At 72.4% G+C, this 23,032-nt stretch carries 18 protein-coding genes, 1 tRNA gene and 1 pseudogene; 15 read left to right on the forward strand and 5 right to left on the reverse strand.

What is annotated here, in order from left to right:
* Nucleotides 1–144: 144 nt before the first annotated feature.
* Nucleotides 145–1,659, reverse strand: coding sequence for a potassium/proton antiporter (locus ACZ6Y1_RS14485; RefSeq protein ID WP_469628294.1), 1,515 nt, complete (start codon nt 1,657–1,659; stop codon nt 145–147).
* Nucleotides 1,660–1,947: 288 nt separating this feature from the next.
* Here ACZ6Y1_RS14485 and ACZ6Y1_RS14490 point away from each other — a divergent pair, with 288 nt between their 5' ends.
* Nucleotides 1,948–4,800 (forward strand): penicillin acylase family protein, encoded by a 2,853-nt coding sequence (locus ACZ6Y1_RS14490; RefSeq protein ID WP_469627891.1) that lies wholly within the window; start codon nt 1,948–1,950, stop codon nt 4,798–4,800.
* A 13-nt stretch (nt 4,801–4,813) separates the two neighbouring features.
* On the opposite strand, the gene ACZ6Y1_RS14495 is transcribed toward ACZ6Y1_RS14490, so the two are convergent.
* Nucleotides 4,814–5,425 carry a 5-formyltetrahydrofolate cyclo-ligase gene (locus tag ACZ6Y1_RS14495; protein ID WP_469627894.1) on the reverse strand — a complete coding sequence of 204 codons (612 nt, stop codon included), beginning with the start codon at nt 5,423–5,425 and terminating at the stop codon, nt 4,814–4,816.
* A gap of 94 nt (nt 5,426–5,519) precedes the next feature.
* Here ACZ6Y1_RS14495 and galU point away from each other — a divergent pair, with 94 nt between their 5' ends.
* The 8 genes from galU (at nt 5,520) to ACZ6Y1_RS14535 (ending at nt 12,470) form a co-directional block, all read left to right on the forward strand.
* Nucleotides 5,520–6,422: a UTP--glucose-1-phosphate uridylyltransferase GalU gene (gene galU, locus ACZ6Y1_RS14500; RefSeq protein ID WP_469627897.1), complete on the forward strand. Its 903-nt coding sequence runs from the start codon at nt 5,520–5,522 to the stop codon at nt 6,420–6,422.
* A gap of 4 nt (nt 6,423–6,426) precedes the next feature.
* Nucleotides 6,427–7,788 (forward strand): molybdotransferase-like divisome protein Glp, encoded by a 1,362-nt coding sequence (glp, locus tag ACZ6Y1_RS14505; RefSeq protein WP_469627900.1) that lies wholly within the window; start codon nt 6,427–6,429, stop codon nt 7,786–7,788.
* A 73-nt stretch (nt 7,789–7,861) separates the two neighbouring features.
* A complete protein-coding gene (moaC, locus tag ACZ6Y1_RS14510; protein ID WP_469627903.1) occupies nt 7,862–8,341 on the forward strand; it encodes a cyclic pyranopterin monophosphate synthase MoaC in 480 nt (159 codons plus the stop codon).
* An 86-nt stretch (nt 8,342–8,427) separates the two neighbouring features.
* On the forward strand, nt 8,428–8,919 hold the full coding sequence (locus tag ACZ6Y1_RS14515) for a MogA/MoaB family molybdenum cofactor biosynthesis protein (protein ID WP_469628297.1): 492 nt from the start codon (nt 8,428–8,430) through the stop codon (nt 8,917–8,919).
* 17 nt (nt 8,920–8,936) lie between these two features.
* On the forward strand, nt 8,937–9,545 hold the full coding sequence (locus ACZ6Y1_RS14520; protein WP_469627906.1) for a GNAT family N-acetyltransferase: 609 nt from the start codon (nt 8,937–8,939) through the stop codon (nt 9,543–9,545).
* Nucleotides 9,546–9,714: 169 nt separating this feature from the next.
* Complete coding sequence (sepX, locus tag ACZ6Y1_RS14525; RefSeq protein ID WP_469627909.1) at nt 9,715–10,761, forward strand: divisome protein SepX/GlpR; 1,047 nt, start codon at nt 9,715–9,717, stop codon at nt 10,759–10,761.
* A gap of 78 nt (nt 10,762–10,839) precedes the next feature.
* Nucleotides 10,840–10,913, forward strand: a tRNA-Ala gene (locus tag ACZ6Y1_RS14530).
* Between the two features lie 171 nt (nt 10,914–11,084).
* Nucleotides 11,085–12,470: a CoA transferase gene (locus tag ACZ6Y1_RS14535; protein ID WP_469627912.1), complete on the forward strand. Its 1,386-nt coding sequence runs from the start codon at nt 11,085–11,087 to the stop codon at nt 12,468–12,470.
* 430 nt (nt 12,471–12,900) lie between these two features.
* On the opposite strand, the gene ACZ6Y1_RS14540 is transcribed toward ACZ6Y1_RS14535, so the two are convergent.
* Nucleotides 12,901–13,392 carry a GNAT family N-acetyltransferase gene (locus tag ACZ6Y1_RS14540; protein WP_469627916.1) on the reverse strand — a complete coding sequence of 164 codons (492 nt, stop codon included), beginning with the start codon at nt 13,390–13,392 and terminating at the stop codon, nt 12,901–12,903.
* Between the two features lie 38 nt (nt 13,393–13,430).
* Between ACZ6Y1_RS14540 and ACZ6Y1_RS14545 the strand changes: the two genes are divergently transcribed.
* Entirely contained in the window at nt 13,431–14,234 is an 804-nt protein-coding gene (locus ACZ6Y1_RS14545) for an exodeoxyribonuclease III (protein ID WP_469627919.1), read from the forward strand.
* Here ACZ6Y1_RS14545 and ACZ6Y1_RS14550 read toward each other — a convergent pair.
* Nucleotides 14,216–14,911: a MerR family transcriptional regulator gene (locus tag ACZ6Y1_RS14550; protein ID WP_469627922.1), complete on the reverse strand. Its 696-nt coding sequence runs from the start codon at nt 14,909–14,911 to the stop codon at nt 14,216–14,218. The genes ACZ6Y1_RS14545 and ACZ6Y1_RS14550 overlap by 19 nt on opposite strands.
* A 137-nt stretch (nt 14,912–15,048) precedes the next feature.
* Between ACZ6Y1_RS14550 and ACZ6Y1_RS14555 the strand changes: the two are divergent.
* From ACZ6Y1_RS14555 to ACZ6Y1_RS14570, 4 genes and pseudogenes are all read left to right on the forward strand, one after another.
* Nucleotides 15,049–16,525 (forward strand): annotated as a pseudogene (locus ACZ6Y1_RS14555) (flavin-containing monooxygenase); the annotation flags it as partial.
* Between the two features lie 262 nt (nt 16,526–16,787).
* Complete coding sequence (locus tag ACZ6Y1_RS14560; RefSeq protein WP_469627926.1) at nt 16,788–17,702, forward strand: alpha/beta fold hydrolase; 915 nt, start codon at nt 16,788–16,790, stop codon at nt 17,700–17,702.
* On the forward strand, nt 17,699–18,583 hold the full coding sequence (locus ACZ6Y1_RS14565) for an SDR family oxidoreductase (protein ID WP_469627929.1): 885 nt from the start codon (nt 17,699–17,701) through the stop codon (nt 18,581–18,583). The genes ACZ6Y1_RS14560 and ACZ6Y1_RS14565 overlap by 4 nt, the downstream gene beginning before the upstream one ends.
* A gap of 76 nt (nt 18,584–18,659) precedes the next feature.
* A complete protein-coding gene (locus tag ACZ6Y1_RS14570) occupies nt 18,660–18,845 on the forward strand; it encodes a hypothetical protein (protein WP_469627932.1) in 186 nt (61 codons plus the stop codon).
* A gap of 114 nt (nt 18,846–18,959) precedes the next feature.
* Here the strand turns inward: ACZ6Y1_RS14570 and ACZ6Y1_RS14575 are convergent, their stop codons facing one another.
* Nucleotides 18,960–22,214 carry a S41 family peptidase gene (locus tag ACZ6Y1_RS14575; protein ID WP_469627935.1) on the reverse strand — a complete coding sequence of 1,085 codons (3,255 nt, stop codon included), beginning with the start codon at nt 22,212–22,214 and terminating at the stop codon, nt 18,960–18,962.
* 152 nt (nt 22,215–22,366) lie between these two features.
* Between ACZ6Y1_RS14575 and ACZ6Y1_RS14580 the strand changes: the two genes are divergently transcribed.
* The gene (locus ACZ6Y1_RS14580; RefSeq protein WP_469627938.1) at nt 22,367–22,957 is read left to right on the forward strand and encodes a TetR/AcrR family transcriptional regulator; all 591 of its coding nucleotides are present in this window, start codon (nt 22,367–22,369) and stop codon (nt 22,955–22,957) included.
* Nucleotides 22,958–23,032: the final 75 nt, after the last annotated feature.

Below are 23,032 nucleotides of genomic sequence, written 5' to 3' on the forward strand. Positions count from 1 at the left end.
CAGGGAAGGGTCCTGAAGCGCCCTGTGATTACGGCGACAAGAGGTGTCTTCACCTGCGATTAACTGGAACTTCGCCTTCGGAAGCCATAAAAACATGGGTAAATATGGGCAGAATCCACTAAGGCATCGAATTAGAGCGACGCTCTAACGCCCTGTGACGCCCCTCGTGCCGCCCGCCCCGCCGGGTCCGCCGCCCGGCCCCCGGCCCGATCCGTTGCCCGTGCCCAGCCACCCGGCGAGCTTGCCGCCCCGGGCCACCGCCCGCAGCCGCGCCTCCGCCGCGTCCCGCACCGGATCCGTGGCCACGACCAGCAGCTCGTCACCGCGCCGCAGCACCGTCGACGGCGCCGGCACGAAGCTCTTCGCGTCCCGTACCACCAGGGTCACCGAGGCTCCGGCGGGCAGCCGCAGCTCGCTCACCTCCACGCCGTGCATGCGCGAGGCCGGCGGGATCGCGAAGGACAGCAGATGTCCGCGCAGCTTCTCCAGCGGCGCCGACTCGATGCCGAGGTCCGAGGCGCCCTCGTCGGTGTCCCCGAGCCGCAGTTCGCGCGCCAGCCAGGGCAGCGTCGGCCCCTGCACCAGGGTGTAGACGACGACGAGCACGAAGACGATGTTGAAGACGCGGTCGCTGCCCTCGATCCCGGACACCATCGGGATGGTCGCCAGGATGATGGGCACCGCTCCGCGCAGACCGGCCCACGACATCAGGGCCTGCTCCCGCCACGGGATCCGGAAGGGCAGCAGGCTGACGAAGACCTCCAGCGGCCGCGCCACCATCGTCAGCACCAGCCCGATGATCACCGCGGGCCAGAAGTCGTTCACCAGCTCGTGCGGGGTGACCAGCAGTCCCAGCAGCACGAACATGCCGATCTGGGCGATCCAGCCGAGCCCGTCCGCGAACCCCCGCGTCGCCGGCCAGTGCGGCAGCTTCGCGTTGCCGAGCACCATGGCGGCCAGGTAGACGGCGAGGAAGCCGGAGCCGTGCGCCAGCGCTCCGGCCGCGTACGCCACCATCGCGATGGCCATCACGGCGATCGGGTAGAGGCCCGAGGCGGGCAGGGCCACGTGCCGCAGCGCGTAGGCGCCCAGGAAGCCCACGGCCAGGCCGATGGCGGCGCCGAGCAGCAGCTCCAGCGCGATCTTGCCGACCAGGACGTACCAGGGGCCCACCGGGCCGACCGTCGCGAAGGCGACGACGAGGATCACGACGGGTGCGTCGTTGAAGCCGGACTCGGCCTCCAGCACGCCCGTGATCCGGGAGGGGAGCGGGACCTTGCGCAGTACGGAGAAGACGGCCGCGGCGTCGGTCGAGGAGACGACCGCGCCGATGAGCAGGGCCTGGCGCCATTCCAGCCCGACCAGGTAGTGCGCGGCGGCCGCCGTGACGCCCACGCTGACCGCGACGCCCACCGTCGACAGCACGATCGCCGCCGGCAGAGCCGGCTTGATCTCTTTCCACTTGGTGCCCAGACCACCCTCGGCGAGGATCACGACGAGTGCGGCATAGCCGATGACCTGGGTCAGCTCGGCGTTGTCGAAGACGACGTTGCCTATCCCGTCCTGGCCTATCGCGACGCCTATGCCGAGGTATATGAGCAGGCTGGGGAGGCCGCTGCGCGAGGAGATGCGCACCGCCGCGACGGCGACGAGCAGCACGAGCGAGCAGACCAGCAGGAGCTCATTGAGCGTGTGGACAGTCAGCGGGCGACCCTTCCTCAAAGCGCACGGGGGAGCCGGTGGACCGCTCCTCCGCGCGACAGGTTCGGCAAGTAATTCGTTACCTTACCTAATCTTTGACGCTCTCTTTACGTGATAACCACATTGTGAAACGCGTGTTCGCCCCTGTCCTCAGCACCTGGACCCCTGGCGGATCACCGGGGCCGGTCCTGCGCCTATGGTTGCTCCCAGCACTCCCAGGACCACCCTGCCCCTCTAAGGACAGCGATGCCCGCCAACGAAACCGCTCCTCCCGTCAAGAAGAAGGGACGACGAGCCCGTCTGATCGTGCTCGTGCTGGTCCTGGCGCTCTTCGCGGGCCTCGGCTACGGGGCGTACTGGGGCGTGGACGGCGTGCGCGCCTCGTTCCCCCAGACGACCGGCTCCCTGAAGGTGCCCGGCCTGACCGGGACCGTCGACGTCAAGCGCGACGAGCACGGGATCCCCCAGCTCTACGCCGACAACGACGAGGACCTCTTCCGTGCGCAGGGCTTCGTCCACGCCCAGGACCGCTTCTGGGAGATGGACGTACGCCGTCACATGACCTCCGGGCGGCTCTCGGAGATGTTCGGCTCCGGCCAGGTCGAGACCGACGCCTTCCTGCGGACGCTGGGCTGGCGCCAGGTCGCGCAGGAGGAGTTCGACAAGAAGCTCTCGCCCGAGACGAAGAAGTACCTCCAGGCCTACGCCGACGGGGTCAACGCGTACCTCAAGGGCAAGTCCGGCAAGGACCTCTCCGTCGAGCACGCCGCCCTCGGGCTCAGCTCCGACTACAAGCCCGAGCAGTGGTCGCCGGTGGACTCGGTGGCCTGGCTCAAGGCGATGGCCTGGGACCTGCGCGGCAACATGCAGGACGAGATCGACCGCGCCCTGATGTCGAACACGCTCTCGCCGGCGCAGATCGAGGAGCTGTACCCGCCGTACCCCTTCGACCGGAACCGTCCGATCGTCGAGGGCGGCAAGGTCGAGGGCGGCAAGTACGCGCCGCAGGGCGCCGCGGCCGGCCCCGCCTCGAAGGACGCCACGGGCACCGGCACCACCGGCTCCGGCGCCACCGGCTCGAACGCGAGCACCGCCAACGGCGGCACCGGCAGCCCCACCGGTCTCGCCGACAACGCCACCGCCCAGGGCGCGACCGTGGGCCTGCGCACGCAGATGACCTCCCTCGCCAAGACCCTGGACCAGATCCCCGCGATCCTCGGCCCCAACGGCAGCGGCATCGGCTCGAACTCCTGGGTCGTCTCCGGCAAGTACACGACCACCGGCAAGCCGCTCCTCGCGAACGACCCGCACCTCTCCCCGCAGCTGCCCTCGGTCTGGTACCAGATGGGCCTGCACTGCCGCGCCGCCTCGGCCCAGTGCCAGTACGACGTCGCCGGCTTCACCTTCTCCGGCATGCCCGGCGTGGTCATCGGCCACAACACCGACATCGCCTGGGGCATGACCAACCTCGGCGCCGACGTCACCGACCTCTACCTGGAGCAGGTCAAGCCCGAGGGCTACGTCTACGACAACAAGGTGCTCCCCTTCACCACCCGCGTCGAAGAGATCAAGATCGCGGGCGAGAAGAGCAAGAAGATCACCGTCCGCACCACCAACAACGGCCCGCTGATCTCCGACCGCAGCGACGAGCTCGGCACGGTGGGCTCCCGCGCCCCCGTCGCCTCCTCGGCCCCCGACCGCGGCACCGGCTACGCCGTCGCCCTGCGCTGGACCGCCCTCGACCCGGGCAAGTCCATGGACGCGGTCTTCAAGCTCGACAAGGCCAAGAACTTCGACGACTTCCGCAAGGCCGCCTCCGACTTCGAGGTCCCCTCCCAGAACCTGATCTACGCCGACAACAAGGGCCAGTACGGCAACATCGGCTACCAGGCCCCCGGCCGGATCCCTGTGCGCGGCGCGGGCGACGGCCGCATGCCCGCCCCCGGCTGGGACCCCAAGTACGCCTGGAAGGGCACCCCGGGCAGCGCCACCGGCTGGATCCCGCAGAACGAGCTGCCGTGGGAGCAGAACCCGCAGCGCGGCTTCATCGTCACCGCCAACCAGGCGGTCGTCGAGAGCGGCACCGGCGCCGGCAAGTACCCGAACACGCTGACCACGGACTGGGGCTACGGCGCCCGCAGCCAGCGGATCAACGACCTCATCGAGGCGAAGATCAAGGACAGCGGCAAGATCTCGACCGACGACATGCGCGCCATGCAGATGGACAACAGCAGCGAGATCGCCGCGCTGCTGACCCCGATGCTCGCCAAGATCGAGGTCAAGGACCCGGACGTGCGCTCCGCGCAGAAGCTGCTGGAGGGCTGGAACTACACCCAGGAGCCCGACTCGGCCGCGGCCGCCTACTTCAACGCCGTCTGGCGCAACATCCTCAAGCTGGCCTTCGGCGACAAGATGCCCAAGGAGCTGCGCATCGAGGGCAGCTGCATGAACGTCCACGACCAGAGCAGCGGCCCCAACGACGACCTGGCCGAAGTGGTCCGCGAATGCGGCATGCGCGGCAGCGACTCGGCGCAGCCGGACGGCGGCGACCGCTGGTTCGAGGTGGTCCGCCGCCTCGTCAAGGACGAGAAGTCGCCCTGGTGGGCCGCGCCCAGGAAGAACCTCACGGTCCCGGCGACCACCACCCGCGACGAGCTGTTCGCGCGGGCCATGGAGGACGCCCGCTGGGAGCTGACCGCCAAGCTCGGCAAGGACCAGTCCACCTGGAGCTGGGGCCGGCTGCACCAGCTGAACCTCAAGAACCAGACGATCGGCACAGAGGGCCCCGGCTTCATGCAGTGGCTCCTCAACCGCGGCCCCTGGAACCTGGGCGGCGGCGAGGCCACCGTCAACGCGACCGGCTGGAACGCCTCCAGCGGGTACGGGGTGACCTGGGTGCCGTCGATGCGGATGGTCGTGAACCTCAACGACCTCGACAAGTCCCGCTGGATCAACCTCACGGGCGCCTCGGGGCACACGTACCACTCGAACTACACCGACCAGACGACGATGTGGGCCAAGGGCGAGCTGCTGGAGTGGCCCTTCGGCAAGGAGGCCGTCGACAAGGCGACGGTCGACACCCTGACCCTCAAGCCCTAGCGGCGCGCAGGTCTCAGAAGCGGAGCACCCCGGAAGGGGTGGCCACCGCCTGAACGGGGTGGTCGTGCGGTTCCTCCGGGACCCGCGCGACCACCTCGTCGTCGTAGAGGAGCACCACCAGCGCGGGATGCGCTCCGGCGCGCTCCAGCCGCCGCAGCACCCGGTCGTACGAGCCGCCGCCGCGGCCGAGCCGCATCCCGCGACCGTCCACCGCGAGTCCGGGCAGAAGCACGGCGTCGGCGCCGGTCACCGCGTCCGGCCCGAGCGCCGGGCCGGACGGCTCCAGCAGCCGCATCTTCCCGGGGTGAGCGGCTTCGGCGAGGCCCGCCCGGCCCTCGTACACGGCCCAGTCGAGATCGTTGTCGGGCAGCAGCAGGGGCAGCAGTACCCGCTTCCCGGCCGCGCGCAGGGCGTCGAGCAGATCGCGGGTGCCCGGTTCCGTGCCGACGGAGACGTACGCCGCCACCGTGCGCGCACCGGCCAGTTCGGGCAGCTCCAGAGCCCGGCCGGCGAGCGCGGCGGCGGCCGCGCGGCAGGCATCGGGGGACAAGGCGCGGCGGGCGGCGAGGAGTTCCCGGCGCAGCTCGGCCTTGGTCGAGGCGGCGGTCTGCGGGTTCTCATTCACAGCGGAACCAAATCTCCCTCGGAATATGGACATAAGTGGATCTACCTACCGCGATCCCGTTGAGCGTCCGACGGAACCCACTATCGTTCTGGCCATGACTATGTTGCACCCCGTGATCAAGAAGGCCGTCATTCCGGCTGCGGGCCTCGGTACGCGATTCCTTCCGGCGACCAAGGCGACCCCGAAGGAAATGCTCCCGGTTGTGGACAAGCCGGCCATCCAGTACGTGGTCGAGGAGGCCGTGGGGGCCGGGCTGGACGACGTCCTGATGATCACCGGGCGTAACAAGCGCGCTCTGGAGGACCACTTCGACCGGAACTACGAGCTGGAGTCCGCCCTCATCGCCAAGGGCGACGACGACCGGCTGAAGAAGGTCCAGGAATCCAGCGACCTGGCCACCATGCACTACGTCCGCCAGGGCGACCCGCGCGGCCTCGGCCACGCCGTGCTGTGCGCCGAACCGCACGTCGGCCAGGAGCCCTTCGCCGTCCTCCTCGGTGACGACCTCATCGACCCGCGCGACCCGCTGCTGCGTCAGATGACCGACGTCTACTCCCGCACCGGCGGCACCGTCATCGCCCTCATGGAGGTCGACCCGGCCAACGTGCACCTCTACGGCTGCGCCGCCGTCGAGGCCACCGACGAGCAGGACGTGGTCCGGATCACCGGACTCGTCGAGAAGCCGGACCCCGCGGACGCCCCCAGCAACTTCGCGGTGATCGGCCGCTACGTCCTCAACCCCGCGATCTTCGACATACTGCGGGAGACCGAGCCGGGCCGCGGTGGGGAGATCCAGCTCACCGACGCCCTGCAGAAGCTGGCCGCCGACGAGACCGTCGGCGGTCCGGTGCACGGCGTGATCTTCCGGGGCCGTCGCTACGACACCGGGGACCGCGGCGACTACCTGCGGGCCATCGTCCGCCTCGCGTGCGAGCGGGACGACCTGGGTCCGGAGTTCCGCACCTGGCTTCACCGTTACGTCACGGAGGAGATGTAGCACCTTGAGCAGTTCCGCACCGCAGGAGACCGGCCACCGTCTGTGGTCCGTGGACGAGCACCTCGCGGACGTCCTCGCCGCCGTCCGCCCGCTGGAGCCGATCGAGCTCCAGCTGCTGGACGCCCAGGGCTGCGTCCTGGTCGAGGACGTGACCGTGCCCGTCGCCCTCCCGCCCTTCGACAACAGCTCCATGGACGGATACGCCGTCCGGGTGGCCGACGTCCAGGGCGCCAGTGAGGAGTTCCCCGCGGTGCTGACGGTCGTCGGGGACGTCGCGGCGGGCAGCGGTGAGCTGCCCGCCGTCGGCCCCGGCGAGGCCGCCCGCATCATGACCGGCGCCCCGCTGCCGCCCGGAGCGGAAGCCGTCGTACCGGTCGAGTGGACCGACGGCGGCACGGGCGGCGGCGCGGCCTCCGGGATGACCCCGGCCAGTACCTCCCCCGAGGGCGCGGCCGGCGAGGTGCGGGTGCACCGGGCCGCCGAGGCGCGGGCGCACGTCCGCTCGCGCGGCAGCGACGTACAGGCCGGCGACCTCGCCCTGGCGGCGGGTACCGTGCTCGGCCCGCCGCAGATCGCCCTGCTCGCCGCCATCGGCCGCGGCACCGTCCGGGTGCGGCCGAGGCCGCGCGTGGTCGTGCTGTCCACGGGCAGTGAACTGGTCCAGCCGGGCGAGGCGCTGGCCGCCGGGACGATCTACGACTCCAACAGCTTCGCGCTGGCCGCGGCCGCGCGGGACGCCGGAGCCATCGCCTACCGGGTCGGCGCGGTCGCGGACGACGCCGACACCCTGCGCTCCACCATCGAGGACCAGCTGATCCGGGCCGACCTGCTCGTCACCACGGGCGGGGTCAGCGTCGGCGCGTACGACGTGGTCAAGGAGGCGCTGTCCTCGGTCGGACAGTCCGGCACGGGCGGCGACGGCACGGACGCCGCGGACATCGACGCCGGCCGGATGGACTTCCGCAAGCTCGCCATGCAGCCCGGCAAGCCGCAGGGCTTCGGTACCATCGGCCCGGACCACACCCCGCTGCTGGCCCTGCCCGGCAACCCGGTGTCCTCGTACGTCTCCTTCGAGCTCTTCGTGCGCCCCGCCATCCGCACGCTCATGGGCCTGCCGGAGTCCGAGGTGCGCCGCCCCAGCGTGCGGGCCGTACTGAAGGCCGACAAGGCGCTCGGCTCCCCGGCCGGCCGCCGCCAGTTCCTGCGCGGCAAGTACGACGCGGAGAGCGGCACGGTCAGCCCGGTCGGCGGATCGGGCTCCCACCTGATCGCCGCGCTGGCCCACGCCGACTCGCTGATGGTCGTACCCGAGGACGTCACTTCGGTGGAGCCGGGCACGGAGCTGGAAGTGGTCCTGCTCGGCTGAAGCCGGGCCGGTGCGGGTAGCGTGTGTCGCACCACACAGGCCCCGCGCGGGCCCAGAGCGGAGCGGCACAGCGATGAGTACCCAGAGCAGGCTGACCCACATCGACGAGGCCGGCGCGGCCCGGATGGTCGACGTCTCCGAGAAGGACGTCACCACCCGGACGGCCCGTGCCAGCGGACGGGTCCTCGTCTCCCCCCGGGTGATCGAGCTGCTGCGCGGCGAGGGCGTGCCCAAGGGCGACGCCCTCGCGACGGCGCGGATCGCCGGGATCATGGGGGCCAAGAAGACCCCCGACCTGATTCCGCTCTGCCACCCGCTGGCTGTCTCGGGTGTGAAGGTGGACCTGAGGGTCGCCGACGACGCCGTCGAGATCCTCGCCACCGTCAGGACGACCGACCGCACGGGCGTCGAGATGGAGGCGCTGACCGCCGTCGCGGTCGCCGGACTCACCGTGATCGACATGGTCAAGGCCGTGGACAAGGGCGCCGTCATCACGGACGTCCGGGTGGAGGAGAAGACCGGCGGCAAGTCCGGCGACTGGGCGCGCTCGTGAACCCCCCGCGCGGCGGCGAGGTCCACAGCCACAGCCACGCCGAAGCCGCTCCGGCGGCTCCCGCACCCGCTTCCACGGGCCGGGCCCTGGTCGTCACGGCCTCGAACCGCGCCTCGCGGGGCGTGTACGAGGACAAGGGCGGCCCGCTGCTCGCCGAGGCGCTGGAGAAGCTCGGCTTCACGGTGGACGGCCCCCGGGTCGTCCCGGACGGCGATCCCGTCGAACAGGCGCTGCGCGAGGGCGTGGCCGCGGGCTACGACGTCATCCTGACCACCGGCGGCACCGGCATCTCGCCCACCGACCGCACCCCCGACGCCACCGCCCGCGTGCTGGACTACGAGATCCCGGGCATCCCGCAGGCCATCCGCGCGGAGGGCCTGGCGAAGGTGCCGACCGCCGCGCTGTCCCGGGGGCTGGCGGGCGTGGCCGGGCACACCCTGATCGTGAACCTGCCGGGTTCCACGGGCGGCGTCCGCGACGGCCTCGCCGTCCTCTCCCGCGTCATCCCGCACGCCGTGGACCAGATCCGGGGCGGCGACCACCCCAGACCGGCGGAAACCTCCGGGAGCACGAGCTGAACGGCCCCACCTGGCCGGTGGTCCTGACCGACGGCGACGTCACCCTCCGGCCGATAAAACTGCGGGACCAGAAGGCCTGGCGGGAGGTCAACCGGCGCAACCGGGACTGGCTGCGGCCCTGGGAGGCCACCATCCCGCCGCCCGCCCCCTGGGGGCCGGTCATACAGCGGCCGACGTACCGCCAGATGGTCCGCCATCTGCGGGCGGAGGCGAACGCGGGCCGGATGCTGCCCTTCGTCATCGAGTACGAGGGCCGGCTCGTCGGCCAGCTCACCGTCGCCGGGATCACCTGGGGCTCGATGTGCGCGGCGCACGTCGGCTACTGGGTGGACCGCGACGTGGCGGGCCGCGGGGTCATGCCCACGGCGGTCGCGCTCGCGGTGGACCACTGCTTCGCGAAGGTCGGACTGCACCGGATCGAGGTGTGCATCCGCCCCGAGAACGGGCCGAGCCGGCGGGTCGTGGAGAAGCTGGGCCTGCGCGAGGAGGGGCTGCGCCCCCGCTACCTGCACATCGACGGCGCCTGGCGCGACCACCTCGTCTACGCGGTCACGGCGGAGGAGGTCCCTGAGGGGCTGCTGCGCCGCTGGCAGCGGTCCCGGCAGCCGGATAAGCCGCCGGAATAAATAATCGATTATCTGTTCGATTTATCGAGCCCGGTAGGGCCCCGACAACCGATTTGCCCATAACCTGATCCGAAGAATCACAAAAAAAGTCCGTGATATCAGCGAGATCGCGCGACACACCGGCCCAATTGGCCGATCCCGTGGGCCGCGCCCCTCTACGGTGTGAGGTGTGAGCAGCAGCGGCCTCATCTACGCAGTCATTGTCGGGGCCTGGGCCGCCTACTTGGTGCCCATGTGGCTCCGGAGGCAGGACGAGCTGAACGAAGCCCGTCCGACGGAACGCTTCTCCACTGCCATTCGGCTGCTTTCCGGCCGGGCGGGAATGGAGCGCCGTTACGCCAAGGGACTGCGTGAGCGCGGTGCCGAGGAAGCGGAGCCCCAGCCCCACGCGGACCCGGACGCGGTCACGGAAACGGTTGATTCCGTCGACGCCGACGCCCGGGCCTTTGGCGTGCCCCCGACCAGGGCGGAGCCGAGGCAGGCCGCCGTCGAGCGGGAGCACCGCGCGGAGCGGGCCCGGCGCGAACAGCGCCTCCAGGTCCTCGCGCGCCGCCGGCGCACCACCGCGCTCCTCTTCCTCGCCTTCACGCTGGGCGCGGTCGTCGCCGCGGTCGGCGGTCTGCACTACCTGTGGGCCCCCGCCGTCCCCGCCCTCCTCCTGAGCGCGTACATCGTGCACCTGCGGGTCCAGGAGCGGCGCCGCTACGAGTTCACGATGGACCGGCGCCGCGCCGAGGCCGCCGCGCGCAGCCTGCGGGAGAACCGCCCGCGCCGCCGTGACTCCGAGGAGACCCCCGCGCCGGGCGCCGAACCGGACCCCGCGCCACCGGTCTCCCCGCAGGAGGCCGGGCGGCGCGCGCTGGTCGAGCAGACCGACCACGCCGAGTGGGTGGACCAGCAGCGCGAACGCGACCGCGGCGCCGCGCGCGGTGACAGCTGGGAGCCGGTGCCGGTCCCGCTGCCGACGTACGTGACGGCCCCAGTGGCCCCGCGCGCCACGGGCCCCGCGACCCCGGACGCCTGGAGCGCGACCCGCTCCAGCACGGCCGAACCGACGGACCCCCGCCTGCGCGCCCAGCTGCAGCAGCAGCCGACGCCCCCGAAGGCGGAGCCGAAGCCCCAGTCCACCCCGCGCCCGCGCGGCCAGGGCCGGGGTCGCACACCGCTGTTCGACCAGTACGAGAGCGACGACCGCCCGCGCGCCGCGAACGAGTGATCGGTGACCTGCGCGGACGCTCCTGGATACGCGTTTTGGAGCACCGGCGCGGGGATGCTAATGTTTCACACGTCGCAAGGGCCTGTGGCGCAGTCTGGTAGCGCACCTCGTTCGCATCGAGGGGGTCTGGGGTTCAAATCCCCACAGGTCCACAAACGACAGTTCGCGAGTAGCTCTCGGGAACGTCATGAGATCCCGTCCAGTCGGAAGACCGGGCGGGATCTCGGCGTTTTCCGGGGTCCTTTGGCGCCCGGCCGGAGGTAACTCCCAGGCGGTGACCGGGATCAGGCCGAGGGGGCGGCGGGGGCTCGCAGAATGGGGCCATGACGAGCGCTGGTGCGGGTGGGCAGGGGCAAGGGCAGGGCGGGGGCGTCGCGCAGGCCTGGGCGGCGATCGGCGGGGCGCCGGGGATCGCCGGGCGCGTGCGGTACCGGGGGGCCGGGAACCTGGGGGAAGGGCCGCTGCCGGTCGCGGAGTTGGCGCGGTCCACGGTCGGGGCGTGTGCGCTGGCGGCGGCCGAGCTGGCCGCCGTACGGGCCGGGGGCGGGCCGCGGGACGTGCCTCCGGTGGTGGTGGACGAAGGCGCGGTGGCGACGGCGTTCGTCAGCGAGCGGCACCTGAGGGTGGCGGGGCGGGCGCCGGTGAACTTCGCGCCGCTGTCGGGCTTCTGGCGGGCGGCCGACGGGTGGGTGCGGACGCACGCCAACTATCCGCATCACGAGGCGGCGTTGGTGCGGGCGCTCGGACTGCCGTCGGCGACGCCGGAGGCGCTGCGGGCCGCCGTGGCGGGGCGGCCGGCCGTCGAAGTGCAGGAGCTGGTGTACGCGGGGGGCGGGCTGGCCGTCGCCGTGGCCGCGGAGTACGGGGAACCGCAGCCGCTTGTGGAGCCCGTACGGGACTCGGGCGCGCGGGGGCGGCCGCTCGGGCCCGCCCCCGCCGGGCGGCCCGCGGCCGGGGTGCGGGTGCTGGACCTGACCCGCGTCATCGCCGGGCCGGTGGCCACGCGGACGCTCGGGGTGCTGGGCGCGGACGTGCTGCGCATCGACTCGCCGCGGCTGCCGGAGGCGGACGACGCGTACGCGGACACCGGCTTCGGGAAGCGGTCGGCGCGGCTGGACCTGGCGGTGGCGGGGGACCGGGAGGTGTTCGAGGGGCTGCTGGCGGAGGCCGACGTGGTGGTCTCGGGGTACCGGCCGGGCGCGCTGGAGCGGTACGGGCTGGGCGCGGCGGAGCTGCTGGAGCGGTGGCCGGGGCTGGTGGTGGCCGAGCTGTGCGCGTGGGGGTGGCGGGAGTGGGGCCCCTGGGCGGGGCGCCGGGGGTTCGACTCGCTGGTGCAGGCGGGGTACGGGATCGCGGCGGCGTGTGCGGATGGGGGTGGGGGTGGGGGTGGGATTGGGGGGCCGGGGGTGTTGCCGGCGCAGGCGCTGGACCACGGGACGGGGTACCTCGTGGCGGCCGGTGTGCTGAGGGCGCTCGCGGAGGGGGGCGGGCGGGGGCTGCGGTTCTCCCTCGCGGGGACGGCGTCGTGGCTGGTACGGGGGCTGGCCGGGGGCCGGTGCGGGCGCGGGGCGTACTCGGCCGGGCCGTGGCTGCGGGAGGTGGGCTCGGGGTACGGGGTGCTGCGGTACGCCGCGAGTCCCTTCGGGGAGTGGGAGCGGGGGCCGTCCCGGTGGGGCGCGGACGAGGCCGTCTGGCTCCCGCGGGGGTAGCGGTTTGCGGGTGCGGCGCGGTTGCCGGGTGCGCTGCCCCCGGGCCCCCGCGCCTCAATCGCCGGCGGGGCTGGAGTGTTCCCCGGCGGGGCTGTAGTGGCCCTGGCGGGGGTGGGCGGCCGTGCGGGTGCGGCGCCGTTGCCGGGTGCGCTGCCCCCGGGCCCCCGCGCCTCAATCGCCGGCGGGGCTGGAGTGGCCCTGGCCAGGGCTGGAGTGCTTCCCGGCGGGGTTGGAGGGTCCTGGTGGGGGTGGGCGGCCGTGCGGGTGCGGCGCCGTTGCCGGGGGCGCTGCCCCCGGGCCCCCGCGCCTCAAACGCCGGCGGGGCTGGAATGGCCCTGGCCGGGGCTGGAGTGTTCCCCGGCGGGCTGGAGTGGCCCTGGCCGGGATTGGAGTGGTCCCGGCGGGGCCGGGTTTGTTCGGTGGGGCCGTGCTAGCGCAACGGCTTGGACATGCAGCGGCTTGAGTCGTACTCGCGGTAGAAGCCGAACTTGGGGCACATCGCGTAGTCCGACGAGAGGTACAGGGCGATCGCCTCCGGCTGCTGGTCGCCCGTTTCCAGGACCATGCGGGTGCGGCCCGCCTCGCGGGCGTCGTCCTCCAGGGTGGCCAGGATGCGGCGGGCCAGGCCCAGGCCGCGGGCCTCCGGGACGACGTACATGCGCTTCAGCTCGGCGTCGCCGTCCGCGTAGCCCTCCTCGTTCTCCTCCTGGCTGCGCCAGCCCCCGCTCGCGACCGGGGCGCCCGAGGCGTCGTACGCGAGGAGGTAGAGGCCCTGCGGAGGCACGAACATCGCCGGGTCGAGGAACGTTTCGTCACCCTCGCCGTCGTACCGCTCCCGGTATTCGAGCTGTACCTGGTCGTTGAGCTTGACCGCGTCCGGGTGGTCGTACGGCACGGCGCGGAGGTTTATACCGTGAGACATTCGAATATCGTACGGAACGCTCCGGCTATGGTGCTGGGATGCTCACCGTTACCTCCGTGAATGTGAATGGGATCCGCGCCGCGGCCAAGAAGGGCTTCGTCCCCTGGCTGGCCGGGTCCGACGCCGACGTGGTCTGCCTGCAGGAGGTGCGGGCCGAGGAGGAGCAGATCCCGGAGGAGGCCCGCAAGCCCGAGGGGTGGCACACCGTGTTCGCGCCGGCCGCGGTGAAGGGGCGGGCGGGTGTCGCGCTGTACACGCGGCGGGAGCCCGAGCGGGTGCGGGTCGGGTTCGGGAGTGACGAGTTCGACGCGAGCGGGCGCTACATCGAGATCGATCTGCCCGGCGTGACCGTGGCCAGCCTCTACCTGCCCTCCGGCGAGGCCGGGACCGCGAAGCAGGACGAGAAGTACCGGTTCATGGAGGAGTTCCGCGCCTACCTCGCGGAGCTGAAGGTGCGGGCCGCCGCCGACGGGCGTGAGGTCGTCGTGTGCGGCGACTGGAACATCTGCCACCGCGAAGCCGACCTCAAGAACTGGAAGACCAACCGGAAGAGCGCCGGCTTCCTGCCCGAGGAGCGGGAGTGGCTCGGCAAGGTGTACGCGGAGACCGGGTACGTGGACGTCGTGCGCGCGCTGCACCCGGACACCGAGGGCCCGTACTCCTGGTGGTCCTACCGCGGGCGGGCCTTCGACAACGACGCCGGCTGGCGCATCGACCTGCAGGTGGCCACCCCGGGGCTGGCCGCCAGGGCCGTGAAGGCCTTCGTGGAACGGGCCGAGACGCACCCCGAGCGGTGGTCCGACCACGCGCCGGTCACGGTCGTCTACGAACTCGGGGTCTGATTCCCGTCACCGCGGGACAGCAGGCGGTCCATGGCCATCGTGAGTTCCGCCTCGACCACGCTCTTCGCCAGCGGGCGCAGCCGGGTCAGGGCGTCCTCGCCCGGTATGTGGGCGGCGATGAGCTCCGTGAAGAGGGCCGCCATCGCGTCCGCGTGCGCGCGGACCTGGCGGCCCGTCTCCAGCACCACCGCCAGCGGCACGCCCTCGCGGACCAGGTCCGAGGAGACGTCGAGCAGCCGGCGGCTCACGTGCACGATCTCGTCGCCGTCGACGGCCAGGTAGCCGAGGTCGAGCGCGGCGGCCAGGTTCTCCGGGGTGACCTCGCCCTCGAAGTAGTCGGCGAGCGTCTCGGGGGAGAGGCGGACCGGGGTCTCCTCCGACCAGCCGATGCCCAGCAGCTCGCCGACCTGGCCGGCGTCGCGGCCGTTCTCGAAGGCGGCGGTCAGTTCGGCGATGCCGCCGAGGGTGTGGCCGCGTTCCAGCAGGGCGGCGATGGTGCGCAGCCGGGCCAGGTGGTGCTCGTCGTACCAGGCGATCCGGCCCACGCGGCGGGGCGGCGGGAGCAGCTTGCGCTCGCGGTAGAAGCGCAGGGTGCGCACGGGGATGCCGGCCGCCTCGGCCAGTTCCTCCGTACGGTATTCACGCACTGTGTCGGGTCCCGTCTCATCCTTCGCCACGGGCGCAGCCTATGGCGTACGGGCGGTAACTTTCCGCGCGCGACCCCTACCCATGAGTACGGGCCTGCTCTACTCTCCCGATTGTGCCAGTGATTGCTGGCAGTGTTGCAGATGCGGAAGGCGGCGGCATGGGCGGCATGGGCAAGGGCGACGGCGTGCGGGAGCACGTACGGGTGGCGGTGATCGGGTCCGGGTTCGGCGGGCTCGGCGCGGCCGTGCGGCTGCGGCGCGAGGGGATCACCGACTTCGTCGTACTGGAGCGGGCCGAATCGGTCGGCGGGACCTGGCGCGACAACAGCTACCCGGGATGCGCGTGCGACGTCCCCTCCCATCTGTACTCGTTCTCGTTCGCGCCCAACCCCGACTGGCCGCGGACGTTCTCCGGGCAGCCGGCCATCCGCGCGTACCTGGAGCACGTCGCCGACACCTTCGGGCTGCGCCGCCACATCCGGCTGAACCACGAGGTCCGGATGATGCGCTGGGACGCGGACGAGCTGCGCTGGGAGATCGAGACGGCGGGCGGGGACCTCACCGCCGACGTGGTCGTCTCCGCCACCGGGCCGCTGTCCGACCCGAAGATGCCGGAGATCCCGGGGCTCGCCGAGTTCTCCGGCAAGGTCTTCCACTCCGCGCGCTGGGACCACGACTACGACCTCACCGGCAAGCGCGTCGCCATGATCGGTACGGGTGCCTCCGCCATCCAGATCGTCCCGGCCATCGCGCCGGACGTGCAGCGCCTCACGCTGTTCCAGCGGACCCCGCCGTGGGTGATGCCGCGCACCGACCGGGCGATCACGGCCGTGGAGCGCTGGCTGCACCGGCAGCTGCCGTTCACCCGGGCGGCGCGGCGGGGGCTGCTGTGGGGGATCCGGGAGCTCCAGGTCAGCGCGTTCACCAAGCGGCCGAACCAGCTCGGGCTCATCGAGTCGCTCGCCAAGGCCAACATGGCGCGCTCGATCAAGGATCCGGCGCTGCGGGCCAAGCTGACGCCGTCGTACCGGATCGGCTGCAAGCGGATCCTGCTGTCGAGCGAGTACTACCCGGCGCTGGCCCGGCCCAATGTGGACCTGGTCGCCTCGGGACTGAAGGAGATCCGGGGCTCGGTGCTGGTGGCCGCGGACGGCACGGAGACCGAGGTCGACGCGATCGTCTTCGGCACGGGCTTCCACGTCACGGACATGCCGATCGCGGACCGGGTGGTGGGTGCGGAGGGCCAGACCCTCGCGGACGCCTGGAAGGACGGGATGCAGGCGCTGCGCGGGGCGACGGCGGCCGGCTTCCCGAACTGGATGACGATCATCGGGCCGAACACCGGCCTGGGGAACAGCTCGATGATCCTCATGATCGAGTCGCAGCTGAACTACATGGCGGACTACCTGCGGCAGCTGGGCGTGCTCGGGGGGAAGGTCGCGCTGGCGGCGCGGCCGTCGGCGGTGAACCGGTGGAACCGGCACGTGCAGGCGCGGATGGAGCGGACGGTGTGGAACACCGGCGGCTGCACCAGCTGGTACCTCGACGCGCAGGGGCGCAACACGACGGTGTGGCCGGGGACGACGGGGGAGTTCCGGCGGGAGACGCGAGGCGTCGATCTGGCGGAGTACGAGGTCGTACGGGTCCGGGAGCGCGAGCGGGTGCCCCGCCTGGTGGGGGCCGGTGCGGCGCCGATGCCGGGGGCGGTGCCCCCGGACCCCCGCGCCTCGGACGCCGGCGGGGCCGGAGTCGTCCCCGGCGGGGCTTCGAAGGGCGGCGAGGCCGGATCGGCCTCCGGTGAGGCGGTCGGGGCACGGCGCATCGACCAGGTGCAGGCGAAGGGGCGGCCGGCGGCCATCAAGGAGCCGAAGGCCGGTCCGGCGGCTGAGGCCGGGGAGGGTGCGGCATGAGTCGCGCAGCGCACGTCACCTCCGGGCCGTACGCGCCGCCCGCCGCGCGGCGGGAGGCCGTCGCGGTGTCGGCCGACGGGGCGCGGTTGCACGTCGAGGTGCACGGGGAGGAGGGGGCGCCCGCCGTGGTGCTGGCGCACGGGTGGACCTGTTCCACCGCCTTCTGGGCCGCCCAGGTGAGGGAACTGGCCAAGGACCATCGGGTCGTCGCCTACGACCAGCGGGGCCACGGGCGCAGTCCCGCCGCGGCCGCGCACAGTACGACCGCCCTCGCCGACGACCTCGTCGCGGTGCTCGGGGCCACCCTGGCCCCCGGAGAGCGGGCGGTCGTCGCCGGGCACTCCATGGGCGGCATGACGATCATGGCCGCCGCCGGGCGGCCGGAGTTCGCCGAGCACGTCGCCGCCGCGCTGCTGTGCAGCACCGGCAGCTCCCGGCTGGTCGAGGAGGCGCGGGTGCTGCCGCTCGCCGCCGGACGCGCGCGGACGCGTGTCACCGGCGCGGTACTCGGCTCCCGGGCCCCGCTCGGGCCGGTCACCCCCGTCGCCCGGAAGGTCCTCAAGTACGCCACCATGGGCCCCGGCTCCGCACCCGACCGGGTCGAGGCCTGCGCCCGTATCGTGCACGCGTGCCCCACCAAGGTGCGGCACGCGTGGTCCGAGGTGCTGGCGGGGCTCGACCTCGACGCGAACCTGGCCGCGCTGACCGTGCCCACGGCGGTGATCGGCGGTACCGCGGACCGGCTCACCCCGGTCGCGCACGCCCGCCGCCTCGCCGCCGCGCTGCCGAACTGCGTCGGGCTGACCGAGCTGACCGGCATGGGGCACATGACGCCGATCGAGGCGCCCGAAGCCGTCACGGACGTGATACGCCGACTCGTCGATGTGAATGTGAAGGAGAAGACGGTATGAGCTCCCGCAGGAGTCTGGAAGGCCAGGTCGCCGTCGTCACCGGCGCCGCCCGCGGCGTCGGCGAGCTGCTGGCCCGCAAGCTGTCGGCCCGCGGCGCCAGGATCGCGCTCGTCGGCCTGGAACCGGAGGCCCTCAAGGAGGTCTCCGAACGGCTGCACACCGACAGCGACCACTGGTACGCCGACGTCACCGACCACGAGGCCATGGCCCGCGTCGCCCAGGAGGTCAAGCAGCGCTTCGGCAAGGTCGACATCGTCGTGGCCAACGCGGGCGTCGCCGCCGGCGGGCCGTTCGCCGACTCGGACCCCGACGCCTGGCGCCGGGTCATCGAGGTCAACCTCATCGGCGGGGCGGTCACGGCCCGCGCGTTCCTGCCCGTACTGACGGAGAGCCGCGGCTACTTCCTGCAGATCGCCTCGCTCGCCGCGATCACCCCGGCCCCGATGATGACCGCGTACTGCGCCTCCAAGTCGGGCGTCGAGGCCTTCGCGCACTGCCTGCGCGCCGAGGTCGGCCACAAGGGCGTCAAGGTCGGCGTCGGCTACCTCTCCTGGACCGACACCGACATGGTGCGCGGCGCCGACCAGGACGAGGTGATGCGCGAGCTGCGCCAGCGGCTGCCGTGGCCGTCCAACCGCACCTACCCGCTCGGCCCGGCCGTCGACCGGATCGTGGCGGGCATCGAGCGGCGCTCGGCCCACGTGTACGCGCAGTGGTGGCTGCGCGGGATGCAGGGGATGCGCGGCTACCTGCCGGGGGTCATCGCGACGGTCGGACAGCGCGAGATGAAGCGCTTCGAACCGCGACTGGCCGGTGTCTCCAAGGGGCTCGTGGGGGCCGGCGGGGCCGCGGACGAGAAGGAACGCACCGTGGGCCGCTGATCGAAATGCGGGGTCCGCCCGGCCGTGCAAGTCTGGTCGGGCCCGACCACCCACCCCCCCGCACGGAGTGAGAAGCATGGGTATCAAGGACCAGTTCCAGGACAAGGCCGAACGGCTCGCGCAGAAGGCGAACTCGCAGGCCGCCGGAGCCGAGGACGAAACCGCCGAACGCTCTTCGCAGGCCGCGGAACAGGCGAGGAGGAAGGCGCAGGGGGCGGACGACAAGGCCCGCGCCCGGTTCGACGACGACTTCGAGGCCTGACCGCGGTCCGTACGGCGCCCAGAGGCGCGGTTCCCGCCGTCGCGGGAACCGCGCCCCTTCCGTGTGCCCGGCGTACCGGTTCCGTGTGCCCGGCGTACCGGCTACCGGGCCCGGCTACCGCGGCGGCAGCTTCGGGCGGCGGCGGTCGGGCACGTCGGTGTAGCCGGGCGGGATCGCGGCCGGGTCCTGTTCGAGCAGTTCCAGCGCCAGGTGCACGGCGTCGTCGAGCTGGGCATGCCGGCCCTCCGCCCAGTCGAGCGGCGTGCGCAGGATCTCCAGGTCCGGCTCCACGCCGTGGTTCTCCACCGACCAGCCGTACTCCGGGAACCAGGCGGCGTTCATCGGCACCGTGATCACCGTGCCGTCGCCGAGGGTGTGCCGGCCCGTCATGCCGACCACCCCGCCCCAGGTGCGCTGGCCGACCACCGGGCCCAGGCCCAGCAGTTTGAAGGCCGCGGTGATCATGTCGCCGTCCGAGGAGGTCGCCTCGTCGGCGAGGGCCACGATCGGACCGCGGGGCGCGTTGGAGGCGTACGACACGGGCTGAGCGTTGCGCGTGAGGTCCCAGCCGAGGATCGAGCGGGTCAGTTTCTCCACCACCAGCTCGCTGATGTGACCGCCCGCGTTGCCGCGCACGTCCACGATCAGCGCGGGCCGGGACATCTCCATGCGCAGGTCGCGGTTGAACTGGGCCCAGCCCGAGCCGCCCATGTCGGGGATGTGCAGATAGCCGCACCGGCCGCCGCTGAGTTCGCGGACGACCGCGCGCCGCTTGGCCACCCAGTCCTGGTAGCGCAGCGGCCGTTCGTCGATCAGCGGCACGATCGCCACCCGGCGGGCCGGGCCGTCCCCCTCGGCGGGGGTGAAGGTCAGCTCGACGGTGGTGCCGCCCGCCGCCGACAGCAGCGGGTAGGGCCCGGTCACCGGGTCCACGGGCCGGCCGTCGACGTGGGTGAGGACCGCGCCCTCCCGGATGCCGGTGCCGGCCAGCGGGGAGCGGGCCTTGGAGTCGGAGGACTCGCCGGGCAGGATCCGCTTGACCACCCAGCCCTCGTCCCGGTGCACGAGGTTGGCGCCGAGCAGCCCGATGGCCCGCTGGTAGTGGGGCGGTCCCTCGTTGCGCCGGGCGGGGGAGACGTAGGCGTGCGAGGTGCCCAGCTCGCCGAGGACCTCGCGCAGCAGGTCGGCGAACTCGTCCGGGGAGGCGACCCGTTCGACGAGGGGGCGGTACTGGCGCAGTACGCCGTCCCAGTCGATGCCGCACATCTTCGGCTCCCAGAAGTACGCCTGGATGAGCCTGCCGGCCTCCTCGAAGGCCTGGCGCCACTCGGCCGCCGGGTCCACCTCGTGCAGGATGCGCCGCAGGTCGAGGTAGACCGTCGAATCGCTGTCGCCGGACTCGGTGGCGGGGGCCGCGCGCAGGTCGCCGTCGTCGTTGACGACGAGCCGGGTGCCGTCGCCGCTGACCGCGAACCAGTCGAGCCCGGAGGCCAGTTCCGTCTTGCGGGCCTTGGTGAGGTCGAAGTACTCCAGCGTCGGTTTGCCGCTGATGTCGTTCGGGTTGGCGAAGGTCTCGCCGAGCGCGCCCGAGATGGGCCAGCGCAGCCAGACCAGCCCGCCGCCGCTCACCGGGTACAGGGCCGAGTACTTGGACGCGGTCACGGGGAAGGGCGTGACCCGGCTCTCCAGCCCCTCCACCTCCACGGTCACCGTGCCGTCGCCCGTGTCGCCCTCCGCCGGGTCGAGTCCGCCCGCGGCGGGCCGGCCCTCGGCGGAGAGCGCGAAGGGGGAGGGGGTGGCCGAGGACAGCGGCACCAGGTAGGGGCGGCAGCCCAGCGGGAAGGAGAGGTCGCCGGTGTGCACGTCGTAGACCGGGTCGAAGCCGCGCCAGGACAGGAAGGCCAGGTAGCGGCCGTCCCGGGTGAAGACCGGGTTCTCGTCCTCGAAGCGGCCGTTGGTGACGTCGACGATGACGCGCGGTCCGGGACCGGAGATCCGGGCCATCTTGATCTGCCGCAGCGAGCGCCCGATGCCGGGGTGCGACCAGGTCAGCCAGGCCCCGTCGGGGGAGAACGCCAGGTCGGTGACGGGCCCGTTGATGGACCGGATGAGCTCGGTGACCTCCCCGTCGGACTCCTCCGTGGCGTCGATGAGCAGCAGCCGCCCGTCGTGGGAGGCGATCGCGAGGCGTTCCCCGTCCGGGTCGGACAGCAGTTCCAGTACGCGGCCCAGCGCGCCGGAGGCGAGCCGGCGCGGCTCCCGGTCGCCGGAGGCCCGGGGCAGGTAGGCGATCTCGATCGCGTCCTCGCCCTCGGCGTCCGTCACGTAGGCGACCTGGCCGCCGGAGCCGAGCATCTCGGGCAGCCGAACGCGTACGCCCGGGGTGTCGGCGATGGTCCGGGCCGGCCCGTCGCGGTGCGTCAGCCAGTACAGGCTGCCGCGCACGACGACGGCGCTGGCCCGCCCGGTGGTGTCGACGGAGAGGGAGTCGACGTGGCTGGCGGCCGGGACCTGGTAGGTGCGCCGGCCGGCGCGCGGGCCGCCGAGCCGGACGTCGAGCCTGCGCGGGACGGCGTCGGGGGCGAGGGAGTCGACGAGCCAGATCTCCCCGGCGCACTGGTAGACGACCCGGCGGCCGTCGCTTGAGGCGTGCCGGGCGTAGAACTCCTCGTGGTCGGTGTGGCGGCGCAGGTCGGTGCCGTCGTGCCGGCAGGAGTACAGGTTGCCGATGCCCTCGTGGTCGGAGAGGAAGGCGATGCGGCCGTCCACGAACATCGCGGCGTCGAGGTGGCCCTCCAGGTCCTCCAGCAGCCGCTTGCCGTGCAGCCACAGCCGGCCGGTGGCACCGCCCCGGTAGCGCTTCCAGGCGGCGGGCTCGTGCGGGGGCTTGCCGGTGAGCAGCAGCGTGCGGTGCTCGCCGTCGATGTCGGCGACCTGGATGTCGGAGACGGGCCCCCAGGGCAGGCGCCCGCCGGGGCTGCCGTCCACCGGCACCTTGTAGGCCCAGGAGTAGTAGGAGAAGGGCTGGTTCTGCGAGGAGACCGCGAGGACGTTGCCGTCCGGGTCCCACCCGCAGACGCGGGTGTCGGTGGCGCCCCAGTAGCTGAGCCGGCGGACGGGCCCGCCGTCCACCGGGGCCAGGTGGATCTCCGGGTCGAGGCTGCGCCAGTTGGTGTAGGCGATGTGGCTGCCGTCGGGGGAGAAGCGGGGGTGGCTGACCCTCGTCCGGTCGACGGTCAGGCGCCAGGCCCGGCCGACCGGATCTCCAGGGGGAACCAGGGGCGCGACCCAGAGATCGTCCTCGGATGCGAAGCACAGCAGGTCGTCGTGCAGGTGCGGGAAGCGGAGGTACGCGACGTCGTGACTCACCCCCCAATGCTTTCCGCGCCAGGGGGGCCTGGCAACTCGTACAGGTGATCCAGACCACCTCCACTAGCGAAACGGAACGGTTTCGTTTCGCTGAGCGGGGAGGTATGGTCTTATGAGTACGAAGTCGTTTCGTTCGAATGGGAGGTGTGGAGATGACCGAGGCGAACGCGCCGAGGCGCAGCCGGATCACCCCCGAACGACAGGCCGAACTGCACGAGGCGGTCCTCGACCTCCTGCGTGACGTCGGCTACGAGGCGCTGACCATGGACGCCATCGCCGCCCGTACGAAGTCCAGCAAGGCCACCCTCTACCGCCAGTGGGGGAGCAAGCCGGAGCTGGTCGCCAAAGCCCTGCGATGTACGCAGCCCGTCTCGCTGCGGGAGATCGACACGGGCACCCTGCGCGGAGACTTCGCGCGCATGGTGGAGCACTCCGACGACGCGCAGATGGCCAAGGACACCGCCCTCATGCGGGGTCTGACCCACGCCATCCACGAGAGCCCGGAACTCCACAAGGCACTGCGCGAGCTGCTCGTCGACCCGGAGATCAACGGTCTCCAGCTGATGCTGCGGCGCGCCGTGGACCGGGGCGAGATCAGCCCGGACTGCCGTGCCCTCGACTTCGTGCCGCACATGCTCATCGGGGCGTTCATCGCGCTCCCGCTGATCGAGGACCGTCCGGTGGACCGGACCTTCCTCGGTGACTTCATCGACGCCGTGGTGTTCCCCGCCCTCGGCGTCTGATCCTCCCCGTTGCACCCCGTCCCCCAGCTCGTCGCTCGCTGCTGCTCCTGACACGCCGCTCTCGTCGTCGGGCCG

It is taken from the genome of Streptomyces sp. NPDC053432, from assembly GCF_055585365.1.